General features: G+C 45.5%; 18 protein-coding genes. 4 read left to right on the plus strand and 14 right to left on the minus strand.

The window, feature by feature from the left end; genetic code table 11:
- Window positions 1–65 precede the first annotated feature (65 nt).
- Window positions 66–1,523 (minus strand): alpha-L-fucosidase, encoded by a 1,458-nt coding sequence (locus ABIC22_RS26120; RefSeq protein WP_354484900.1) that lies wholly within the window; start codon window positions 1,521–1,523, stop codon window positions 66–68.
- Window positions 1,524–1,644: 121 nt separating this feature from the next.
- On the opposite strand from ABIC22_RS26120, the gene ABIC22_RS26125 reads away from it, so the two are divergent.
- Window positions 1,645–2,478 (plus strand): AraC family transcriptional regulator, encoded by an 834-nt coding sequence (locus ABIC22_RS26125; RefSeq protein WP_354484902.1) that lies wholly within the window; start codon window positions 1,645–1,647, stop codon window positions 2,476–2,478.
- 86 nt (window positions 2,479–2,564) lie between these two features.
- On the opposite strand, the gene ABIC22_RS26130 is transcribed toward ABIC22_RS26125, so the two are convergent.
- Together ABIC22_RS26130 and ABIC22_RS26135 are read right to left on the minus strand one after the other, a co-directional pair.
- Window positions 2,565–3,620: a glycosyltransferase WbsX family protein gene (locus ABIC22_RS26130; RefSeq protein WP_127535946.1), complete on the minus strand. Its 1,056-nt coding sequence runs from the start codon at window positions 3,618–3,620 to the stop codon at window positions 2,565–2,567.
- Window positions 3,621–3,648: 28 nt separating this feature from the next.
- Entirely contained in the window at window positions 3,649–4,779 is a 1,131-nt protein-coding gene (locus tag ABIC22_RS26135) for a glycosyltransferase family protein (RefSeq protein WP_354484904.1), read from the minus strand.
- Window positions 4,780–4,958: 179 nt separating this feature from the next.
- On the opposite strand from ABIC22_RS26135, the gene ABIC22_RS26140 reads away from it, so the two are divergent.
- Window positions 4,959–5,357, plus strand: coding sequence for a hypothetical protein (locus ABIC22_RS26140; RefSeq protein ID WP_127535948.1), 399 nt, complete (start codon window positions 4,959–4,961; stop codon window positions 5,355–5,357).
- Window positions 5,358–5,443: 86 nt separating this feature from the next.
- Here ABIC22_RS26140 and ABIC22_RS26145 read toward each other — a convergent pair whose 3' ends face one another.
- The 6 genes from ABIC22_RS26145 to ABIC22_RS26170 all read right to left on the minus strand — a co-directional run bounded on the left by ABIC22_RS26145 (window position 5,444) and on the right by ABIC22_RS26170 (window position 12,011).
- A complete protein-coding gene (locus tag ABIC22_RS26145; RefSeq protein ID WP_354484906.1) occupies window positions 5,444–6,793 on the minus strand; it encodes a glycoside hydrolase family 30 protein in 1,350 nt (449 codons plus the stop codon).
- A 21-nt stretch (window positions 6,794–6,814) separates the two neighbouring features.
- A complete protein-coding gene (locus ABIC22_RS26150) occupies window positions 6,815–8,458 on the minus strand; it encodes a type 2 periplasmic-binding domain-containing protein (protein ID WP_354484908.1) in 1,644 nt (547 codons plus the stop codon).
- Between the two features lie 76 nt (window positions 8,459–8,534).
- On the minus strand, window positions 8,535–9,422 hold the full coding sequence (locus tag ABIC22_RS26155) for a carbohydrate ABC transporter permease (RefSeq protein ID WP_127535950.1): 888 nt from the start codon (window positions 9,420–9,422) through the stop codon (window positions 8,535–8,537).
- 15 nt (window positions 9,423–9,437) lie between these two features.
- Window positions 9,438–10,433 carry an ABC transporter permease gene (locus ABIC22_RS26160; protein ID WP_354484910.1) on the minus strand — a complete coding sequence of 332 codons (996 nt, stop codon included), beginning with the start codon at window positions 10,431–10,433 and terminating at the stop codon, window positions 9,438–9,440.
- 116 nt (window positions 10,434–10,549) lie between these two features.
- Window positions 10,550–11,572 (minus strand): LacI family DNA-binding transcriptional regulator, encoded by a 1,023-nt coding sequence (locus ABIC22_RS26165; protein ID WP_354484912.1) that lies wholly within the window; start codon window positions 11,570–11,572, stop codon window positions 10,550–10,552.
- A gap of 106 nt (window positions 11,573–11,678) precedes the next feature.
- The gene (locus tag ABIC22_RS26170) at window positions 11,679–12,011 is read right to left on the minus strand and encodes a thioredoxin family protein (RefSeq protein WP_127535952.1); all 333 of its coding nucleotides are present in this window, start codon (window positions 12,009–12,011) and stop codon (window positions 11,679–11,681) included.
- Between the two features lie 202 nt (window positions 12,012–12,213).
- On the opposite strand from ABIC22_RS26170, the gene ABIC22_RS26175 reads away from it, so the two are divergent.
- The gene (locus tag ABIC22_RS26175; protein WP_354484914.1) at window positions 12,214–12,345 is read left to right on the plus strand and encodes a hypothetical protein; all 132 of its coding nucleotides are present in this window, start codon (window positions 12,214–12,216) and stop codon (window positions 12,343–12,345) included.
- Window positions 12,346–12,480: 135 nt separating this feature from the next.
- Here the strand turns inward: ABIC22_RS26175 and ABIC22_RS26180 are convergent, their stop codons facing one another.
- The 5 genes from ABIC22_RS26180 to ABIC22_RS26200 all read right to left on the minus strand — a co-directional run bounded on the left by ABIC22_RS26180 (window position 12,481) and on the right by ABIC22_RS26200 (window position 16,957).
- A complete protein-coding gene (locus ABIC22_RS26180) occupies window positions 12,481–13,086 on the minus strand; it encodes a pentapeptide repeat-containing protein (RefSeq protein ID WP_354484916.1) in 606 nt (201 codons plus the stop codon).
- Window positions 13,087–13,286: 200 nt separating this feature from the next.
- Window positions 13,287–13,580 (minus strand): DUF3817 domain-containing protein, encoded by a 294-nt coding sequence (locus tag ABIC22_RS26185; protein ID WP_127535954.1) that lies wholly within the window; start codon window positions 13,578–13,580, stop codon window positions 13,287–13,289.
- A gap of 168 nt (window positions 13,581–13,748) precedes the next feature.
- Entirely contained in the window at window positions 13,749–14,753 is a 1,005-nt protein-coding gene (locus ABIC22_RS26190) for an ROK family protein (protein WP_127535955.1), read from the minus strand.
- A 194-nt stretch (window positions 14,754–14,947) separates the two neighbouring features.
- A complete protein-coding gene (locus ABIC22_RS26195) occupies window positions 14,948–16,111 on the minus strand; it encodes an MFS transporter (RefSeq protein WP_354484919.1) in 1,164 nt (387 codons plus the stop codon).
- A gap of 93 nt (window positions 16,112–16,204) precedes the next feature.
- On the minus strand, window positions 16,205–16,957 hold the full coding sequence (locus ABIC22_RS26200) for a TrmB family transcriptional regulator (protein ID WP_354484921.1): 753 nt from the start codon (window positions 16,955–16,957) through the stop codon (window positions 16,205–16,207).
- A gap of 152 nt (window positions 16,958–17,109) precedes the next feature.
- On the opposite strand from ABIC22_RS26200, the gene ABIC22_RS26205 reads away from it, so the two are divergent.
- Entirely contained in the window at window positions 17,110–17,238 is a 129-nt protein-coding gene (locus tag ABIC22_RS26205) for a DUF4023 family protein (RefSeq protein ID WP_095358309.1), read from the plus strand.
- Window positions 17,239–17,805: the final 567 nt, after the last annotated feature.

Below are 17,805 nucleotides of genomic sequence, written 5' to 3' on the forward strand. Positions count from 1 at the left end.
GCACACCCTCGACACAACCATGAATAACAAAAAGAACCGACAATGCTGCCGGCTCCATCCTTCACTTAGTCCATTTCAATCTTGAATACGACAGGCGATTCACTCTTCACATTTGTTGTTGTGATCGTCAGCGCATCTGCTGTTCTTACCCATTGAGGGCGTTCATCAAATCCCAAAATCTCAATGCTTTTGATTATTCCTTGGAAGTGATGTGAATTCTCTTTTAAGGATCGAATACGAACCTCTCCGTTGTCCGGATAGACAAGAACCGTGGCGTAGAGACTGCTGTCTTTTACTGTAAAACGAATATCTTCACTGGTAAACATCTTGGTATCTCCGTCTGTGAATTGGCCTTCCTTCACTTCTGTCGGACCTTCGCCGTAAGTACGCCAGAAGGAAGTATCATAGATCGCCTCTCCGTTCACGCCGAGCCACTCACCTATGGCTAACAGAATATCCCGGTCTTCCTCCGGTATGCTGCCATCCGCTTTGGGTCCAACATTGAGAAGCAGATTGCCGTTTTTGCTCACAATGTCGACCAGATCCCTGATGATTTCATTCGCTGTTTTGTAGTTATTATTTTCCGTGTAGCACCAGGAGTTTTTGGCGACGGCCGTATCGGTTTGCCAGTAGTAGGGCTTAAGGTCGGCAAACTGCCCTCGTTCCACGTCGGGAACGGCACAGCCCAACACAAACGCATCATGTTTGTAGTTAATGACTACAGGAATTCCCCACTCTTCTCCTTTGTTATAGTAATACGCGCTGAATTTTTTCAGATAGGGCTTGAAGGCTGCATTCTGAATCCACCAATCAAAATAAAAGACTCGCGGCTGATATTGATCAACCAGCTCACAGCAGCGAACCAGCCAGTCTTCCAGAAATTCCTTGGAAGGAGGTGAGCCATACAGATCATGATGGTCCGGCTCAGGCATGGCAGGCCAGTAAAAATCTCCGCGACTAAGGGGCTCCTGGATATCCGATTCAAATTCCTTCCCGTGGGACATGAAGAACCAGTGCTCTGCCCGGTGCGAGGAGACGCACAATGTAAGGTCTTGCTTCTCATAAGCGGTCTTCATCTCCCCCAGAAGATCGCGTTTGGGTCCCATTTCAACTGTGTTATAGTGGGAAATGGAGCTTTTATACATTTGAAATCCGTCATGGTGCTCAGCGACAGGCATCACGTATCTGGCTCCAGCCTTTTTGAATAGTGTGGCCCATTCGTCAGCATCGAACTTTTCCGCACGGAACATGGGAATGAAATCCTTATATCCAAAATCCTTCGGGTGCCCATATACTTCAAGATGGTGTTCATGGGCTTGGGAACCCTGGATATACATATTACGTGAGTACCACTCACTATCATAAGCCGGAATGGAATACAGTCCCCAGTGAATGAAAATGCCGAACTTGGCATTCCTGTACCAATCCGGGACCTGATACGCACGGAGTGACTTCCAGTCATCCTTGAATCGCCCTTCAGCAATGGTGGCTTCAATCTTTTGCAAATATTCGGTATGCTCCATCGTCTATTCTCATCCCTTTCGTTATCCTGTTCCCTTGTATTGTAGCGGTAGGTTGAAGGGATAGACATGCAGAACATTAACTTTTGGATGCACAATAATAACCTTGTAAGGAGATACGCTCATGAATCATCAGACGCTGCTTACGAACTACCTGTCCAACCTGCAGGTGGAATTATACATGGTCAACTATAATCGGTGCGATAGCGACTGGCGTGATCTGGATTACACCCCCGACTACAGCAAATTTTATTGGATTAGCGAAGGAGAAGGATGGTTAAAGATTGGGGATCAGGAGTATTATCCTGTACCTGGACAGCTTTTTTTGATGCCAGAGGGGGTCACTCAATCTTATTCAGTCATTAGCGATCAGCCTTTTCTGAAGTATTGGTGTCATTTCAGCGCTAAGGTCGGAGGAATTAATTTATTTCAAATTATGAAGTTCCCTCACTTTTGCACCATAGAACGCCCTGAATTGGTCAATGAAATCTTCAATCAAATTCTTCTGTATGCGAGATCCGGTGAGGTATATGCTCACATGATGGCCAAAAGCAAACTGATGGAGCTGATATCCCACTATCTGATGAATCTGGATCTGGAACAGATCACGTATCTGAATATACCCGTCATGGAGAAAATGTCTGCCATACTTGCCTATATCGATGCCCATATTGAAGAAAATATTACCGTTCAGGATCTGGCGCAGATCGCTTATATGCATCCCAACTATTTCATTCGCTTCTTCAAGCAGCAGGTTGGCATACCGCCCATTCACTACATTACGGGCAAAAAGGTGGACAAAGCCAAGGAGCTGCTCAGCTGTACGCCGAACACCATTACCATGATTGCTGAATATCTCGGATTTCGGGATTTGTATTATTTTTCGAGGCTGTTCAAGAAGCATACCGGGTTAACCCCGACTGAATTCCGCAAACAAACGACACGATTGGTAACATAATACTGGTTATGTATCCCTGTTCCAGAACATCAAAAGGAGTTCCCTGACGAAGGAACCCCGTGAGTTACAACAGCGTGGTATGAATTTCAATGACTCCTTGATTGGATGAGTTTCTTGATTTCTTTCAAATAGGCATATCCGTACACTTCATCCGGTTCAAGGTATGCCCCTTCCGCCCACTCGTTCCAGGCATTGACGAACAGGAATTCACTCTTGTACCCATGACGGCTCCGTTCCAGCTGCCTTGACAGATATACCCCAAATTTCTCCGGAGTCGAGCCGATGGTACTCTGCCCGTCCATGCCCCGACGAGGTGTATTATCCCAATTTACAAAAGCACCAGGGTAGATGATCTCTCCGTTTCGATGCGGTGATCTTTCCAGAATGGCAGACCATACTTTATCGTAGTTCACCACAATATGCTTGTGACTGCCGATATTCAGCTCGATCCAAATTTCGTTTGTGTGACCATGGGCAAAGGTATAATGCGGCTCAAATTCCATGCTTGCGTCAAACACCTGACTGTTGTAAGTCGGGAAACCGCCTATCGTTTCAACAAAATGAATACCCTCAAGCCCGTGCTTCACTGCGAGCTTGCGCCAGTACCGAATCATATCCTCACAACGGGGGATGCTGGCAGGCCGATAAATAAGGAACATGGGCTTGCCGTCCACCCGGATATACCGTTTGTCTTTAAATGCCCTCACCAAATATTCGAAATGTTCCTTCCAGTCGTTCTCGTCCCCATAGTCCTGTGAAATGAGAACGTCCGATTCCTGACCATCCCATTTACGTGTCCAGGTTTCATTTGCCCACGACAGGCAAAATGGAAAATCAGGTTCTCCGGTTTGTATAATCTCATCAAACGGCTTTTCGAGCAGACGCTTGCCCTTAAACCAATAGTGATAGTAACAAAATCCGTATATCCCGTGATTCCTAGCTGTATCTGCCTGCCATTTGCGCACTGCAGGGTCGGTCAGATCATAGTAATTCTCTTGTAATGGTTTCCTTGGCTGAACATGCCCTGAGTATAAGGGAATGGACTTTTTCACATTGGTCCATTCGGTGAAACCTTCTCCCCACCACCTGTCATTCTCGGCAATACGATGAAATTGAGGTAAATGCAACGCAATAAGTTTCAATCGGGATTCCTCCATACGTCAGCCGGATTTATCGGAAGATTCGGTCCAGAAGCTGCAGGCTACTCTGAAGATAGGAATGATTGTATTTGACATAAGCCATTGCCCTGGAAGCCGCCAGTCTTCGCTGATCCACCCGGTTCCAGTAGAAGTCAAACTTCTGGGTAAGCTCCTCCTGCGAGTTATAGCTTTGGAACACGTCCGTATCCAGATTCCTATTGGTCAATATCGAATTTAGCTGAAACGTGCCGCAAGCGGCTACCTCCAACACGCTTCTAACCGAAGAGTTGTCCTGAATAACCATTTTGCTGCCATTGTATAACGCAGCCCGATCCTCCTGAGCATGCACGGGAATAAACGAACCGAATCGCTCCCACCCTTCCCCCTCCACTCGAACCACTTTACCGGATAACAACGCATGATTCGCCAAATCAACAAGGCTGCTGCCCGGCTGAGCATCTCCAATGATATAGACATCCGACTCATCTTGCTTGAGTACAGACTGCGGGTAATATACGTTAGGATTTGGCGGAAAAGGAACCTCATAACATCGTGCATTACTCATGCGTCCATAGGTTGGAATGTTCTTCGCTTTCTGTGTAAACACATAGTCAAATATGGAAATAAATGCTTCCGAATGCTTCACACCGGATAGGTCGGTTAACCATAAAGCCTTTTTGACCGTTGAAGTCCTTAAGGCTTCCATGCTCTCCTCTGGCAGAATCTCTCCCTCTTCCCCGCCCAGTACGAGAACCAAGTCCGTTTTGGAACGTTCCAAATAAGGTCCAACAGGCTGAATCGCCTTAATTTCATATATACTTTTCACCAGATGCCTCAAACTCTGTTCCACGAGAATGGAAATGGAAGAGGATGCTCGATCATTACAAGGCGTAATGAAGAGAACATTCAATTGTTTGTAGACGACATCCTGAGGAACTTCCTTGGGTGGATGAATGACATCCTGTAGAGTTTTCATTAAATACTGCTGCAGATCCGCCTGTTGGGCGGTCAGATGATGCTGAATTGACTTCAGTTTCCGATTCAAAGTGGCATTCAACTGTCTTACCAACATTCGGTTGGGTTGCTCTGCAATCAGCTTGTTTTTTTGAGATTTGACTTGCAGCCGTTTCTTTTTAGTGATGACCGATCCCTCCCGTCTCAAGCGGATTGACGCTCACTGCCTACAATATGCACGGAAGACTGGCTAGGTTTCTAGAGTCGTATTTTTAGGTATTCAACCAGGAGTGATTGGGAAATCTCCTCATAAATGTGCCAGAACCCCGTGTCCATCCGGTTCTTGTCCTCATAGAATATATCAAGACCAGATAGGAGTTGATATGTTTGCCAACATTTGATAGCGTCCTCGTTACGGGAAACCAGACCATTAATCAGGATCTGCATGTGAATGGTAATGAAACGATCGACCTTGACCTGCAAGTGAACGGAAACCAGACCATTGCCGGCCATCTTCAAATTAACGGCAGTGGTTCACTTACAAGCAATCTCGGAGTCGGCGGAGTTATCGATGCAGGGGACAGTGTAAAAGCCGCCACCCAGATCATGGCGCTTAATCAGCCAACGCTTCCTGCTGTCTTGCCAGCAGTGCAGCAGTTGTTATACTACAATCCAGGTGTCTTGAACCAACCGGGCCTTGTTCTGACAGGAACGAGCGGTAACCAATATGTGTTGTTTATCGACGATAGCGGAGGAACACCCAATCTTGCTATTCAGATGTTGTAATTCAGATGTTGTAATTCATGCAAAGCGTGCAAAAGCCGATCTGCAGGGATGATTCACACTGCGGATCGGCTTTTTTTGAATACGAATTATCGACTGGGAATCAAAATGGTCAGTGCACTTTTGGATTCCATGGATATGCTTAACAGTTCCTCATCACGAAGCTTCAGCCGGATATTACCAGACTCTTCCCCATCATTGAATAGAACTACGGCAATGGAACCGTCCCTGTTGTTGAAGGCCACGTTGGATATGGAGGCATGACTGGAAGTAGATTCAATACGAACGGCCTTTGGGCGAATGAATGCGCTAAAATGAGCCAGTGCATAGTAATCGAGTGTATACATAAGCTCACCCGTTTGCTGATTTACCTGCACGATGCCGCGACAAGTACTGCGACCAAACCCAGGCACCGTTGGCCCGTTGTTCTCATCAAGTGCCATATTCCAGAGCACCATAGACTTGCTGTAGTTCCGAAGAATCTGAATTCCTGTTCGCATGACATTGGAAAAAGCCTGCTCAAAGGGAGGAATCCAATCTCCTCCTGATCCTTCTGTAAAATGTACTTCCTTTCCGCTGAATGCTTGATACACCTTTGTTTGTGCCGATGCTTCGCCCCCATACCAGTGCCAAGCCACGCCATCCACATCCTCTCCCGCTTGTTCCAGCACAGTAAGTGGATAACCCGGTTCATCCCAGTTGTGATCATAGCAGAGAATCTTGGTCTGAATACCTTGGCTGACAAAGGCAGGTTTCAGATGATTCTTGATAAAATCCGCCTGTGCTTCCACAGGCATCAGCATGCCTGGATAATGGCCCGGTTCATACAATGCCTCATTCTGCGGTGTCACTGCATGGACTGGCAGTCCATGTTTCGCGTATGCTTTGATAGTTTGGGCAAAATATTCGGCGTACACCGGATAATACTCATGCTTCAGTTGTCCCGTAATCATGGACCCGCTTGTTTTCATCCAACCCGGAGCACTCCAGGGCGAAAGAAAAAGCTTCAGATCCGGATTTAATTCGAGCGCTTTCCGGGTTAAGGGGATTACATCCTCCTCATCATGCGCAATACTGAAACGGGCGAGAGACAGATCAGTGTCCCCTTCAGGCAGATCATTATAGCTGTATACCGTTCTGGCATAATCGGATGCGCCCATTGGATTTCGAATGACCGACAAGCCGATGCCATCCCGCGGGTGAAATAGCCTGATCATTAGCTCTTCCCTCTGTTCTTCACTCAGTATCTGATGAATCAGATACGCTGACGAATCGGTAAATGAAGCTCCGAAACCATCCATCTCCTGAAAAGTATGCTGATCATCCAGCTTGACCTCAATTGGCTCCCGGTCCGATTGAAGCGATTTCAATTGTTCCTCTGATACAGGCTTAAATAGTTCATGTTCTCCTGTTGATCGATAGATCGTAAATTCGCTCATCTAATTCCCTCCGGGTTTCTTTTATTGGATGCCTAATTTCTCTTTGTTCTGTTTCATCTTCTCACTGCGGACCTTCACGATCTCGTCCCAGCGATTTTCATCCAAGAATGACTTGTAAGCGGCAAGTGCACCATCAAATGCAGCATCATCCTTCGCTCGAACCATACTTACCAGTGTCGAATTCCATTTGGTGTTGATGGCAGACAAGGCACGTGCTTCCTGTGTTCCTTGATCCGGATTGATATTCTCCAGAATAAAATGAGGTTTCAGCTTGCCTTTGCCCCATTCCTGCATTTGTTTAATCGACTCAGGAAAAGCATCCGCACTTAACGCTTTATGACGATCGTGACCGAAGAACATGAATTCACCCATGCGATAATCCTTTTTGAACTTATCTGCATTGTTGAGCTGCAGATCCTTCACGGCTGGCAGCAATTCAACCGTACCGTCCGGTTGGGTTTGGAAAGTTTCGCCTTCGATACCGTAGTTCATCAGCGTCTGCCCCTCCTCACTGAGCAGATACGTGAAGATCTGAATGGCTTTGGCCGGATCCTTGCTGTCCTTGGAAATAAAGTTGATCATCCAGCCCGTTATGCCGGATTGATTCAACGTTGGAGCATGGCCTTTGGTACTCTGTGGACCGTCAATTGCAATATACTCCTTGCCAGGGTTAGCACTCATATAAATTTGAAGATTGCCTCCTTGCTGTGGTGTGCCGTCCAGCAGCATCGTTGCATATTTTCCCGATTTCACTTTTTCCTCGAACGCCGTACCGTCATCTGCAAAACTGTCATCACTTATATTGCCATCTCTGTATACGGTGTTCAGTGTTTTCAACCAAGCGAGATAGTCTTCATCCAGATTACGATCGTAGAATTCGCCGTTCTCGCTCTCCAGAGGTACACCGATGAAATCCTGCAGCGTATCTCCGAGCGAACCTGTACCCTCTCCAATGGCGTTAAATCCGAATGGGATCAACGTTGGAAACTTTTCTTTGATCTGCTTCATTACGCTCTGGAATTCTTCCGGTGTTCCAATAACTGGACTTCCCAGTGCCTCATAGACATCCTTGCGGATGATAAATGCAGTTTTGGCCGGAATGTTACCGCTATCATAATCGGCTTGTGTATTGGAATAGTTCGGATATCCGTAGGTCTTGCCATCAGACAGCTGGAACCAGTTAAGGGTATCTGCCGCAGCTACCTTGTTGAAATACGGATCATATTTCTCAGCCAGATCATTCAGCGGCAGAGCCCAGGTTGCTGCCTTTTGCACGACAGGAGAGTTCGAGTCGAATACAGTGAGCAGGTCTGGCATCTCACCACCGGCAAAAAAGGTATTTAGTTTCGTGTCATCCCCTGTAATGAATTTGATGTTGATGTTCAGGTCCTCTTTGATTTTCTTCGTGACGATGTCTTTGCCAAAATCGGTATTCCACCAGTCCGCGTTAACGTACCAGGTTAGATCCGTTACCTCTTCTTTTTTGTCCAGCTGCCATGCAGGAGTCTCCGGATCAACCGTGTATCGGTCTTCAATGGAAATCCAGTTCCCCTCACCGGAGCCACCTGCTCCTCCTCCGCATCCTGTAACCAATAATACTGCTGTCAGCAGGGCAGCACTCAGTTTAACACCCGTTTGACCGATGGCCTTCTTCATGTTCAACATAGGGATTCCTCCTCAGAATGTGGTACATACTTGAACAAGCATTCAAAAACCTTTATAGATCCAACTTGAATTGGCACTACTCTTTGACAGCCCCCAGCATCATTCCTGATATAAAATATCTCTGAAGGATGGGATAGATCAGCACGATTGGCAAAGTGGTAATGACGATCGTGGCGAGCTGCACACCTTTGGTCGTTGTTTCAATGACCGCAGAGCCTCCGATATTTTGCATGGATTGCGTCTGGGATTGCACAATAATTTCATATAACATCATCTGCAGTGGATATAATGACTGATCCGTAATGTACAACTTGGTCGTCATGAAGTCATTCCATTGCCCCACTCCATTGAACAGCGCAATGGTAGCCATGGCCGGCATGGAGAGCGGGATGAAGATTTTGAGGAAGATATGCCAGTCTCCAGCGCCATCGATTTTGGCTGACTCCTCCAGAGAATCCGGGACGTTCCGGAAGAAGTTCATCAGAATGACGACATCATAGAAGCTGAACAGCGCCGGAATGATATATACCCAGAAGCTGTTGAGCAGGCCGAGTGATTTGATCAATAGGTATGTTGGAATCATCCCGCCCGAGAAGAACATCGTGATAACACCCATGGCAACATATAGCTTCCGGCCCCGTATGTATTTTTTGCTCAGGCCGTAACCCACCATGGCACAGAAAAATACGTGAGTAACCACTCCAATTGTCGTTTTGGAAACCGAGATGAAGAAGGCTTGCCAAATACTCGAATCATTAAATACAGCGCGGTAGTTCTCCAGCGAGAACTCCGGCGACCAGAAGATGAACCCGCCTTCCGCCAGCGCCTTGCCGGAACTAAAGGAAGAGATGACCACATTCCAGAGCGGGACCACAATAACAATGGTACATATGACCAGCAAAATAATATTCAGCGTATCAAAGATCCGGCTATCGAGATCTTCTTTTGCCACCTTTCCATTCACGTGTTACGCCTCCTTCTACAGCACAGATTGATTATCGTTCAGCTTGCTCGTGATCTTGTTTGCGGTAACCAGCAAAATGACGGACACAATCGAGACACCGAGTCCAACCGCTGTCGCATACGAAAAGTCACCCTGAGACATCCCCATACGATATACATAAGAGTTGATGACTTCTGCTTTTTCACGGTTTTGCGAGTTCATCAGAACCAGTGTCTGATCCAGGTTGGAGCCAAGTAAACCGCTTACCGTTAAAATCAGATTCAAGCTAATGATGGATCTCATGTTCGGAAGCGTGATGTTCCAGATCTGTCTAAGCCTACTAGCACCATCAATTTTGGCAGCTTCATAGTACGTGGGGTCAATCTTCGACATGATGGCCAGATACAAGATGGTCCCCCAGCCAGCCTCTTTCCATATATCCGATAACGTAGCAATCCACCAGTACTTTCCGGCATCCAGCAGGATGTTTTGCGGTTGCGAGATCAAGCCCAGACTGAGCAGGATCTGATTGAATAGCCCCGTCGTAGAGAACCAGGTGATGAGCATGCCGCCAAGTACGATCCAGGACAAAAAGTGCGGCAAATATGAAACCGTTTGCACAAATTTCTTGAAGCGTCCACTGTTCAGCTCGTAGATCATGATTGCAAGAATAATGGGAATGACGAAGCCGATCCCCAATTTGAGAAAACTGATGCCCAGCGTATTCACAACCGCGTCCCAGAAATATTTATCCGACAGGATAATTCTGAAATTCTCCAAGCCTACCCACGGTGCGGTAGCGAGCGTATCAATGACCGTGTAATTCTTGAATGCAATCGTTAGACCATAAATCGGAATGTAACAAAAAATGATCATAAAGATAATGCCCGGTATAATCATGGACTGAATTTCCCACTGTCTGCGATAGTCGATGACGAACTCTCTAACTCGCTGCCCTAGCGGCTTTTTTTGTTTAGGACCTGACCCAATCGGCGTATTCCCGGCTGCCTTCTCAACAGCTAATTTACTCACGTTCAATAGCTCCCCTCTGACTTTCCATACTTATAAAAACGTTTTTATTTTTGTGCATAAAAACCCCCTTATTCTGCTTCCATCATTTAAAAAAAGACCGAAATGATCTTACACAACTATGCTTCGATATCATTCCGGCCGATCTTTACGTGGCTTGAACCTCTGACGATTAGTTCACCCGATAATTTTTGAGCTGCACCTTGCTCTTTCTTCTTGATCATGCCAACCAATTGGTTAATGGCCAGTATTCCTTGCCTTGCAATCTGATTCCTTACCGTCGTGAGCGGCGGTGAAAAATACGGAGCGATATCAATATCGTCAAAACCCACCACACTTACATCTTGAGGAACCTCATACCCCTCGGATTTTAATGCATGAATGCAGCCAACCGCACTCAGGTCATTCCCCGCGAGAAATGCATCGGGACGCCTGCCTGGATGCAGGTGCAAAAAGGACTTAATGGCACTGTACGTGCTCTCTTCCTCAAAATAACCCTGAATGATATAATCATCATCCACCGGAAGCTGGTATTCACGCAAAGCTGCCAGATACCCGTCCCTACGCTGCACGCTGTCAAACATCGTATCCACACCGGAGATGTAAGCAATCTTCTTGTGTCCAAGTGAGATCAGGTACTTCGTTGCTTCGTAAGCTGCCACATACGAGTCGAATATGACGCTTCCCATCGTTTCACTCTGATAGACACGGTCCAGGAAGACTGCCTTGATCTTGTCTTTTTGCATGGACAGAATATCCTGCTCATCAATTCGCAGCTCTTCATAAATAATGACACCATCCACGCGGCGCCCCATGATATTGCTCATGATGACCTGCTTATCCTTGGTGACAAATACATTCAGCCCATATCCGAGACGGTCACACTCGCGCGACATGGACTCAACCAGTTTGTAAAAATACGGGCCTGATACACTGGTCGTGAAGAAGCCCAGCATTTTGGTTTGTCCGGATTTTAACAACTTGCCATTCAGATTGGGAACGTAATTTAACCGCTCAGCCACCTTCAGCACATGAGACTTGGTCTCCGGATTAAGCACGTCCACACCATTCAGAGCATTGGAAACGGTGGATATGGAAACGCCTGCTTCCCTTGCAACATCTTTGATCGTAATCTTAGCCATAATGATTAGTCCTTTACTATAAAAACGTTTTTATATTGTTAAATTAGCATAAAACCGCTTTCAGTACAACACTTTAATTTTTTTACTCTGAAGCTTTAGGCTTTTTTTATGCGTATGAGCTGTAAATCTGCTCCAATTGTTCTGCCAAACGATCCAGACGAACAAACCGATCTGCCCGAACAACTTCTTTCTGCTCCACCAGAACAAGCATAATCGGAACGGTGAAAATGAGGAACTTCGATGCCACCTCTTCCACCTGATTCGCATCGATGTGTCCCAGAGCAATCGAAGGATAAGGCAGGAGCAATTCTCTGATCTTGGGCAGTAAGGCATGACACACACTGCATTCCTGCCTGGAGACGTATAGAAAACTCATTTCGTGCTGCTCGATAAACGAATTAACCATGTCCATGGATGTTAACTCATGTATTTCTTTCATTTGCGCCTCCGCCTCCATCCAAAATGATATAGCAAGTATGAGTGTACCATGAATACCGGCACTTATAAAATGCACAATGGAGTGGATTAACTTTTCATTACCAGGCGGAGTTCGATGAATCATAAATTTCGACTTTCCAAAATACTCCAATCTGGATTACACTGGATAAGTATAACCATCTTATATGAAATGAGGTTTATCTATGAAAAGAAAAAGCATGTTATTCCTCGCTGCCCTCTGTCTGTTCGCTTCATTCGCCGCTTCTGCCTCCGCTTCTTCGGTTGACAATGGGTTCAGCCTACTTTCAGATCGAGAAACGGGTACAGTTAAATAAGCGCTTTTTAACGTATTGATAAATTCTCAAAAACTAACTTCTTAGTGATTACATATAACGAATTGGCTTCATGATGGCATGAAAATGGACACAAACCTGTGGATTCATACGGGTTTGTGTCCATTTCATTTGGTGTCAATCAACCTTTGCGCCATATGAACGCATGAACAAGACGGCCTGTTCCCTGTCTATGCGTGCGCCCTTGACATCCAGGGATTTCAAATCGATTCCTTCCATGTTTGCTCCGCGCAGATCTGCTCCTATGAGTTTGGCTCTGCTTAGCGTTGCTCTGCTCATGTCACAGTCTCTTAGATCTGCCTTACCAAGATCCGTATCGGAGAAGTCCGTTTCGTAGAAGCGTATGCCCCGCAGATCCTGTTTGCCCAGCTTCGTGTGTCTCAAATTCGTATAGGACCAGTCCCCCTGAATAAGGGTAACACCGTCCATCTGTGCTCCCGAGAAATCAGAACCGGTCATTTTACAGGACGTAAATTTGGAGACAAACAGGTTAGCTCCGCTAAATGTACAGTTCTCAAAAGCAGATTCGGTATGAAACGAACCGTTCATGCTCGCTCCTCTAAAGTCGCATTCGATAAACCGGCAATTGCTCGTCTCGATCTCTTCCATGGAAGCATTCATAAAGGTACACTGCTTGAAAACGCAGCGCATCAGCTCCCCGTATCTCAAGTCGTGCCCGTCAAAATGCACCGCTTCATATTCCTGATCCTTGTATTGGTACACGATTAAACCTCCCGCTTATATCTACATTCTATGAATCCAAACTTTTTATACTATACCATACCCCTGTCAAGTACCTGTCTAAGTGACCGTAAAAGTCAAGGTATTTAATTTGCCACAATCACAGATAACAAAAAAAGGCGTCTCTTCTGCTACTGTGCTTTACAGTAGGCTGATCGCCTTTTTCATCATGTGTTTAACGTTTAATTCCAGTCTCTCTTCTTCAAATAAGATTCAAAAACAAAGGTTCCAAATGGCAGCAAACCAGCTACGACACCCATGAACCAGCGTGCCGCCTTCCACCTGTTTACAACAGCCAAATGTACCAGTGCAATAAGATACAGAGGGAATAGTATCCCGTGAATCATGCCCATAATGGCCACCGGAGAAGATATATCCGCAAAATATTTCAAAGGCATGGCAATAAGAACAAGCAAGAGCAAGGAAACGCCTTCGCATATCCCTGCAATTTTGAATCGGCCGATCACTGTCTTCATCAGATTCCATCTCACCTTTCCAATCCTGGTTTGTGAATTATGTAACGTTCTCCACATTCAGTATAACGCATGGCTTGGAAGCAAAAATGGTTCAAATTTGAATAATTATTGAATCTGCATCCGCATCATTAATCCATTCCTTTTCAGTAAGTAAACGGGACAAACGATTCACGTAATCTGAATGATGTTAGGCTCAAGCTCTTTTAAGGTTAACCACCGCATGCCCACTTCAAAATGCTCCTGAAATGATTCATTTAAAATCACTTCCGGGAAAACAGGCATGAGCTGCTCCGCCCGATACGATTCCCAGCCCCGAATAAACGCCTCTGCTTCTACTTGATTTTGATAAACAACGACCCTGTCCGGTGCGAGGATCGCATTTACAGTATGAATGATTTGATATACCGTTTCAGCAAACACCTCCGGCTCCATTGGACTGTACCAGTCCATTTCCAAGGGAAGAAATTTAATTTCCCCAGCCATACCGTTCTTGCCTTTAACGACTTTTCCATTAAGGCAAATGCCCATGCCCGGAGGATAATGGGTCGGGAAGTAAATTCCGATCACACTGTTTCCCTCATCCAGTTCCTGCTGAGAACAATAACCACTAACTGCAGCATTTACGTCATTTTCCACCATGACTGGAAGTCCAAATCTTGCTTCAATCTCTTCAGCCATTCGGAAACCCTTCAGCTGCTGATGACTGCTTACCGTGATCTCTCCGTTCACCGTTTGCCCGGGAATCCCGATACCAATGCCTTTAATAGAAGGATGCTGAGTGAGAATAGGTTCAATGATTCCGAGAAATTGTGTTTGGTCAAATTCAGGCAGTGTATGTTCTTCTTTCAGCAAAATGGTATTCTCCAAATTGACGACGGTTGCCGTAATGACATCCTGTCCTTGCTTGTCATTCATATAGATCACCAGGGCCAGGCTGAAATCATAATTGTAACGGTAAGTTAGCGCGGGCCTCCCCCCGTTGGAGGGAATTGTCTCATCCTCGTACAGTTCCCCAAGCTCGCACAATTCCTTAACCAGTGAATTCACCGTAACTACACTCAATTTGGTCAAGGACGCAAGTTGTGGCTTGGTCGCTGTCTCCACCTGTTTCATGACTTGGCGCACGTTGTTTATATTAATCTCTTTCATCAAATTAGCGTTTGCTATTTTCATAAGCGTTCCAGCCTCCAAATTTCGAACGTCAATGTAACCACTATACAATATCTTGAAAGTGATTAAAAACGGCTGCTATAAAAACAAATCATTAACACGACACTCATTCTTCGTTATTTCAGGTTTACGAATTACAAAAAGAGCACACCGTCTACTTTGATGCAATAGACTGGCGTACTCTTTTCGTATCATTCTTATGCAGTGGCCTGAACCGATTGTTCCTTGCGACTAATCGCATATATGGCCGAGGCCAAGCCCAGAAGAATTAGAATCGAACCTACCCAGCCGTTATACAGAATGGTGGAATGATCTATCACCATCCCGCCAACATACGTGCCGAGGGCAATCCCTGCGTGGGCAATTCCTGAATTGGTGCTGATCAGTGATTCCGCTGCTTCTGGAGATGTTTTGATAATCAGACTATTCTGCACTGGCGTAACCGTCCAGCTCAAGGCACTCCAGATGCTCAGCAGGATGAGGAATGCAATTAAAGGCAGTTCAACACTGAATGGGATAACAGCCATGCTCACAATAAAAGGAATTAACACAATGACGATGGCTTTTGCCGGATGCAGGCGGTCCGATAATACGCCCCCAAGTCCCCCACCGGCAACAGCCGCGATGCCAAACATCATGTAGATAAAGGTAACCATAGTCGAACTTGCGCCGATCGTTTCCTGGAGAAATGGTGTGAAATACGCATATAACGTCAAATGACCCGCCAGAACCAATAAAGTTGTCGCATGAATCGCCAGCATCCTCGGATTCCACAGTGCAGCAAACTGACGCTTCAAAGAGACGACAGGCACCGACTGAACCCGCTGCATGACAAGACCAATGGCTACCATGACAATTGCAGTCAATATGGCAATAAAAATAAAGACTTCACGCCATCCAGCCAGATTACCCACGAATATTCCGAGCGGCACTCCGAGAATGAGTGATGCACTCCCACCCATCGTAATGATCCCAACCGCACGTCCTTTGTACTGCGGCTCCACAATGCGAGCAGCAAGTGTCAGGGACAATACAAAAATGAGCGAGCCTGTCGCAGCCCCGAGTGCCCTGCCTGCCATCAGCATATAAAAGTTGGCACTGAAAGCGGAAATGAGATTGCTGACCAGGAAGATCAGCAGGGTGTACATGTATACCTTTTTACGTTCAAATCTGGCCGTTACGTTTAACAGAATCGGTGCAGATATGGCATATACCAACGAAAAGATGGATATTAAATAACCGGCTTTCGCCAGAGTCAAATGAAGATCTGCAGCAATCAGATCGAGAATACCGCCCAAAATAAGTTCCACGGTTCCAACCACAAAAGCCGCAATCGCAAGCAAATACACTTTTTTATTCATTTCATGAATCCTCCTCAAAAGTTACAACTACGATAGTAACCTAATAAGAGTAAAAATTCAATAAAAAAAACTATTCCATAAAAGAATAGCTTTCTAATAAATCAACCGGGCCAGCAGCTTGGATATTTCTTCGTCCTGCAGCAGTTGATCTCCATATTTTTTGGTGATTTGAGTGAGGGCAATATCATGATAAAAATAATCCGTCATCGCTTTGACAATCGGCTTGGACATGGTCTTAATCGCTTTCCAGGAATCATTTTCAATGCCTGCGAAGAGCAGATAGGCATGGTCTACAATCAGCAGCTGCAATGGTTCCAGCTTGTCCAGCATGGGAATTAAAGCGTACTTGTTAGTTAAGGTTGTCTCTAATCCTCCCACCGACAATACCTCAACATGCACTCCTTGCTGTTCTTTTTGTTCCAAGAGCGTACGGTAGTTCTCCATCTTCTCATTCCAGGCCAGAAACAGAATGGATGTATCGGCCTCTGCCATAAGCTGCTCAATATTGGAACCAATCGATGTTTCATCCTTCAGTGTCCAAATATGCTCATCCGTAAACGTTCGTTTGATTTTATAAGCGTTCAATTCCTCGATATCCTTCTCAAAATCCGCTTTGATCTTCAAAATAACGGACTGGAGATCCACGGCTGTATACAATTTTTTCTTGCCATGCATGGTGGTCAATACAATTCCTTTATCGATAAGCCGGTTTAATACTTCGTAAATTTTGGCTTTGGGCACATTGGAGTGATTGACGATGGATGATGCATCGAGTGGTTCCTGTTGAGCGAAGATCGCCTCGTACACCTGACTTTCGTATTGCGTAAAACCGAATTTCTGCAACATGTTTGGACCCGCGCTCCTTCTTATTATGTATCCTTTTGTATGTTTTTAGTTTAGACATCGGCCCTGCCCTTGTCCAGTTTCATATAACGGACTTCGGGTGGTTATATTAAGATCCGGGTACACATTTTGATTATAAAGGAGCTGTATCGTCCATGGAAAGCACCCATGAATTTGTACAAAAGGTAAATGAGAACGCCGAAAAGGCCCGTCACAACAAGAACAATGGTAAAGGAACACCCAGCGATAAGCTGCCAACCAAACAGCATGGAACCAAAAAGTAAGTTGACTGACTGAATTGTAGTCATTCCGACTAAGCTTCCTTCGTAATCATTGTTCCCGTAAGAGAAAGGATCTCGCGATAGAGGTCCTTTTCTCTTTTCTCTATTAAACCGGCTTCACTTTCAAGCTTTCTTACTTGGTATACGCCTGTTTATATCGCATGGAGTAGTTCGTCCAGCACATCCTATCACTACTTTTCATTTAATATAGAGAACCTATTATTAATAGAAAAGAGATGATACGATGACTTGTCGAACTTGTACAAAAGCACTACGCCAACCTGATCTCGTGTTAATCTATTGGTCCAGAAACCCGCTTGTACCGGGATCTGCTCGAAGAATCAGAAGTGTTCGTGTGATTGGAAACACATCACCATGCACATTCTCCCTGGTACCTGGTGCTCTGTTAATCAATGCTCTAAACTGTTTGCTGGATCATGACATCGGCTTTAAAGTCGTATATCGTAAAAACACATCGGCGATCTCCGGGGTTATATTGTTGAAACGCAAATGAGAAATGAAGCTTTAACCACATGGAGCACACTATTGTCCTCATATGTTTCAACGAAT

Origin of the sequence: Paenibacillus sp. PvP094 (assembly GCF_040546835.1) — a bacterium.
Classification (GTDB): domain Bacteria; phylum Bacillota; class Bacilli; order Paenibacillales; family Paenibacillaceae; genus Paenibacillus; species Paenibacillus illinoisensis.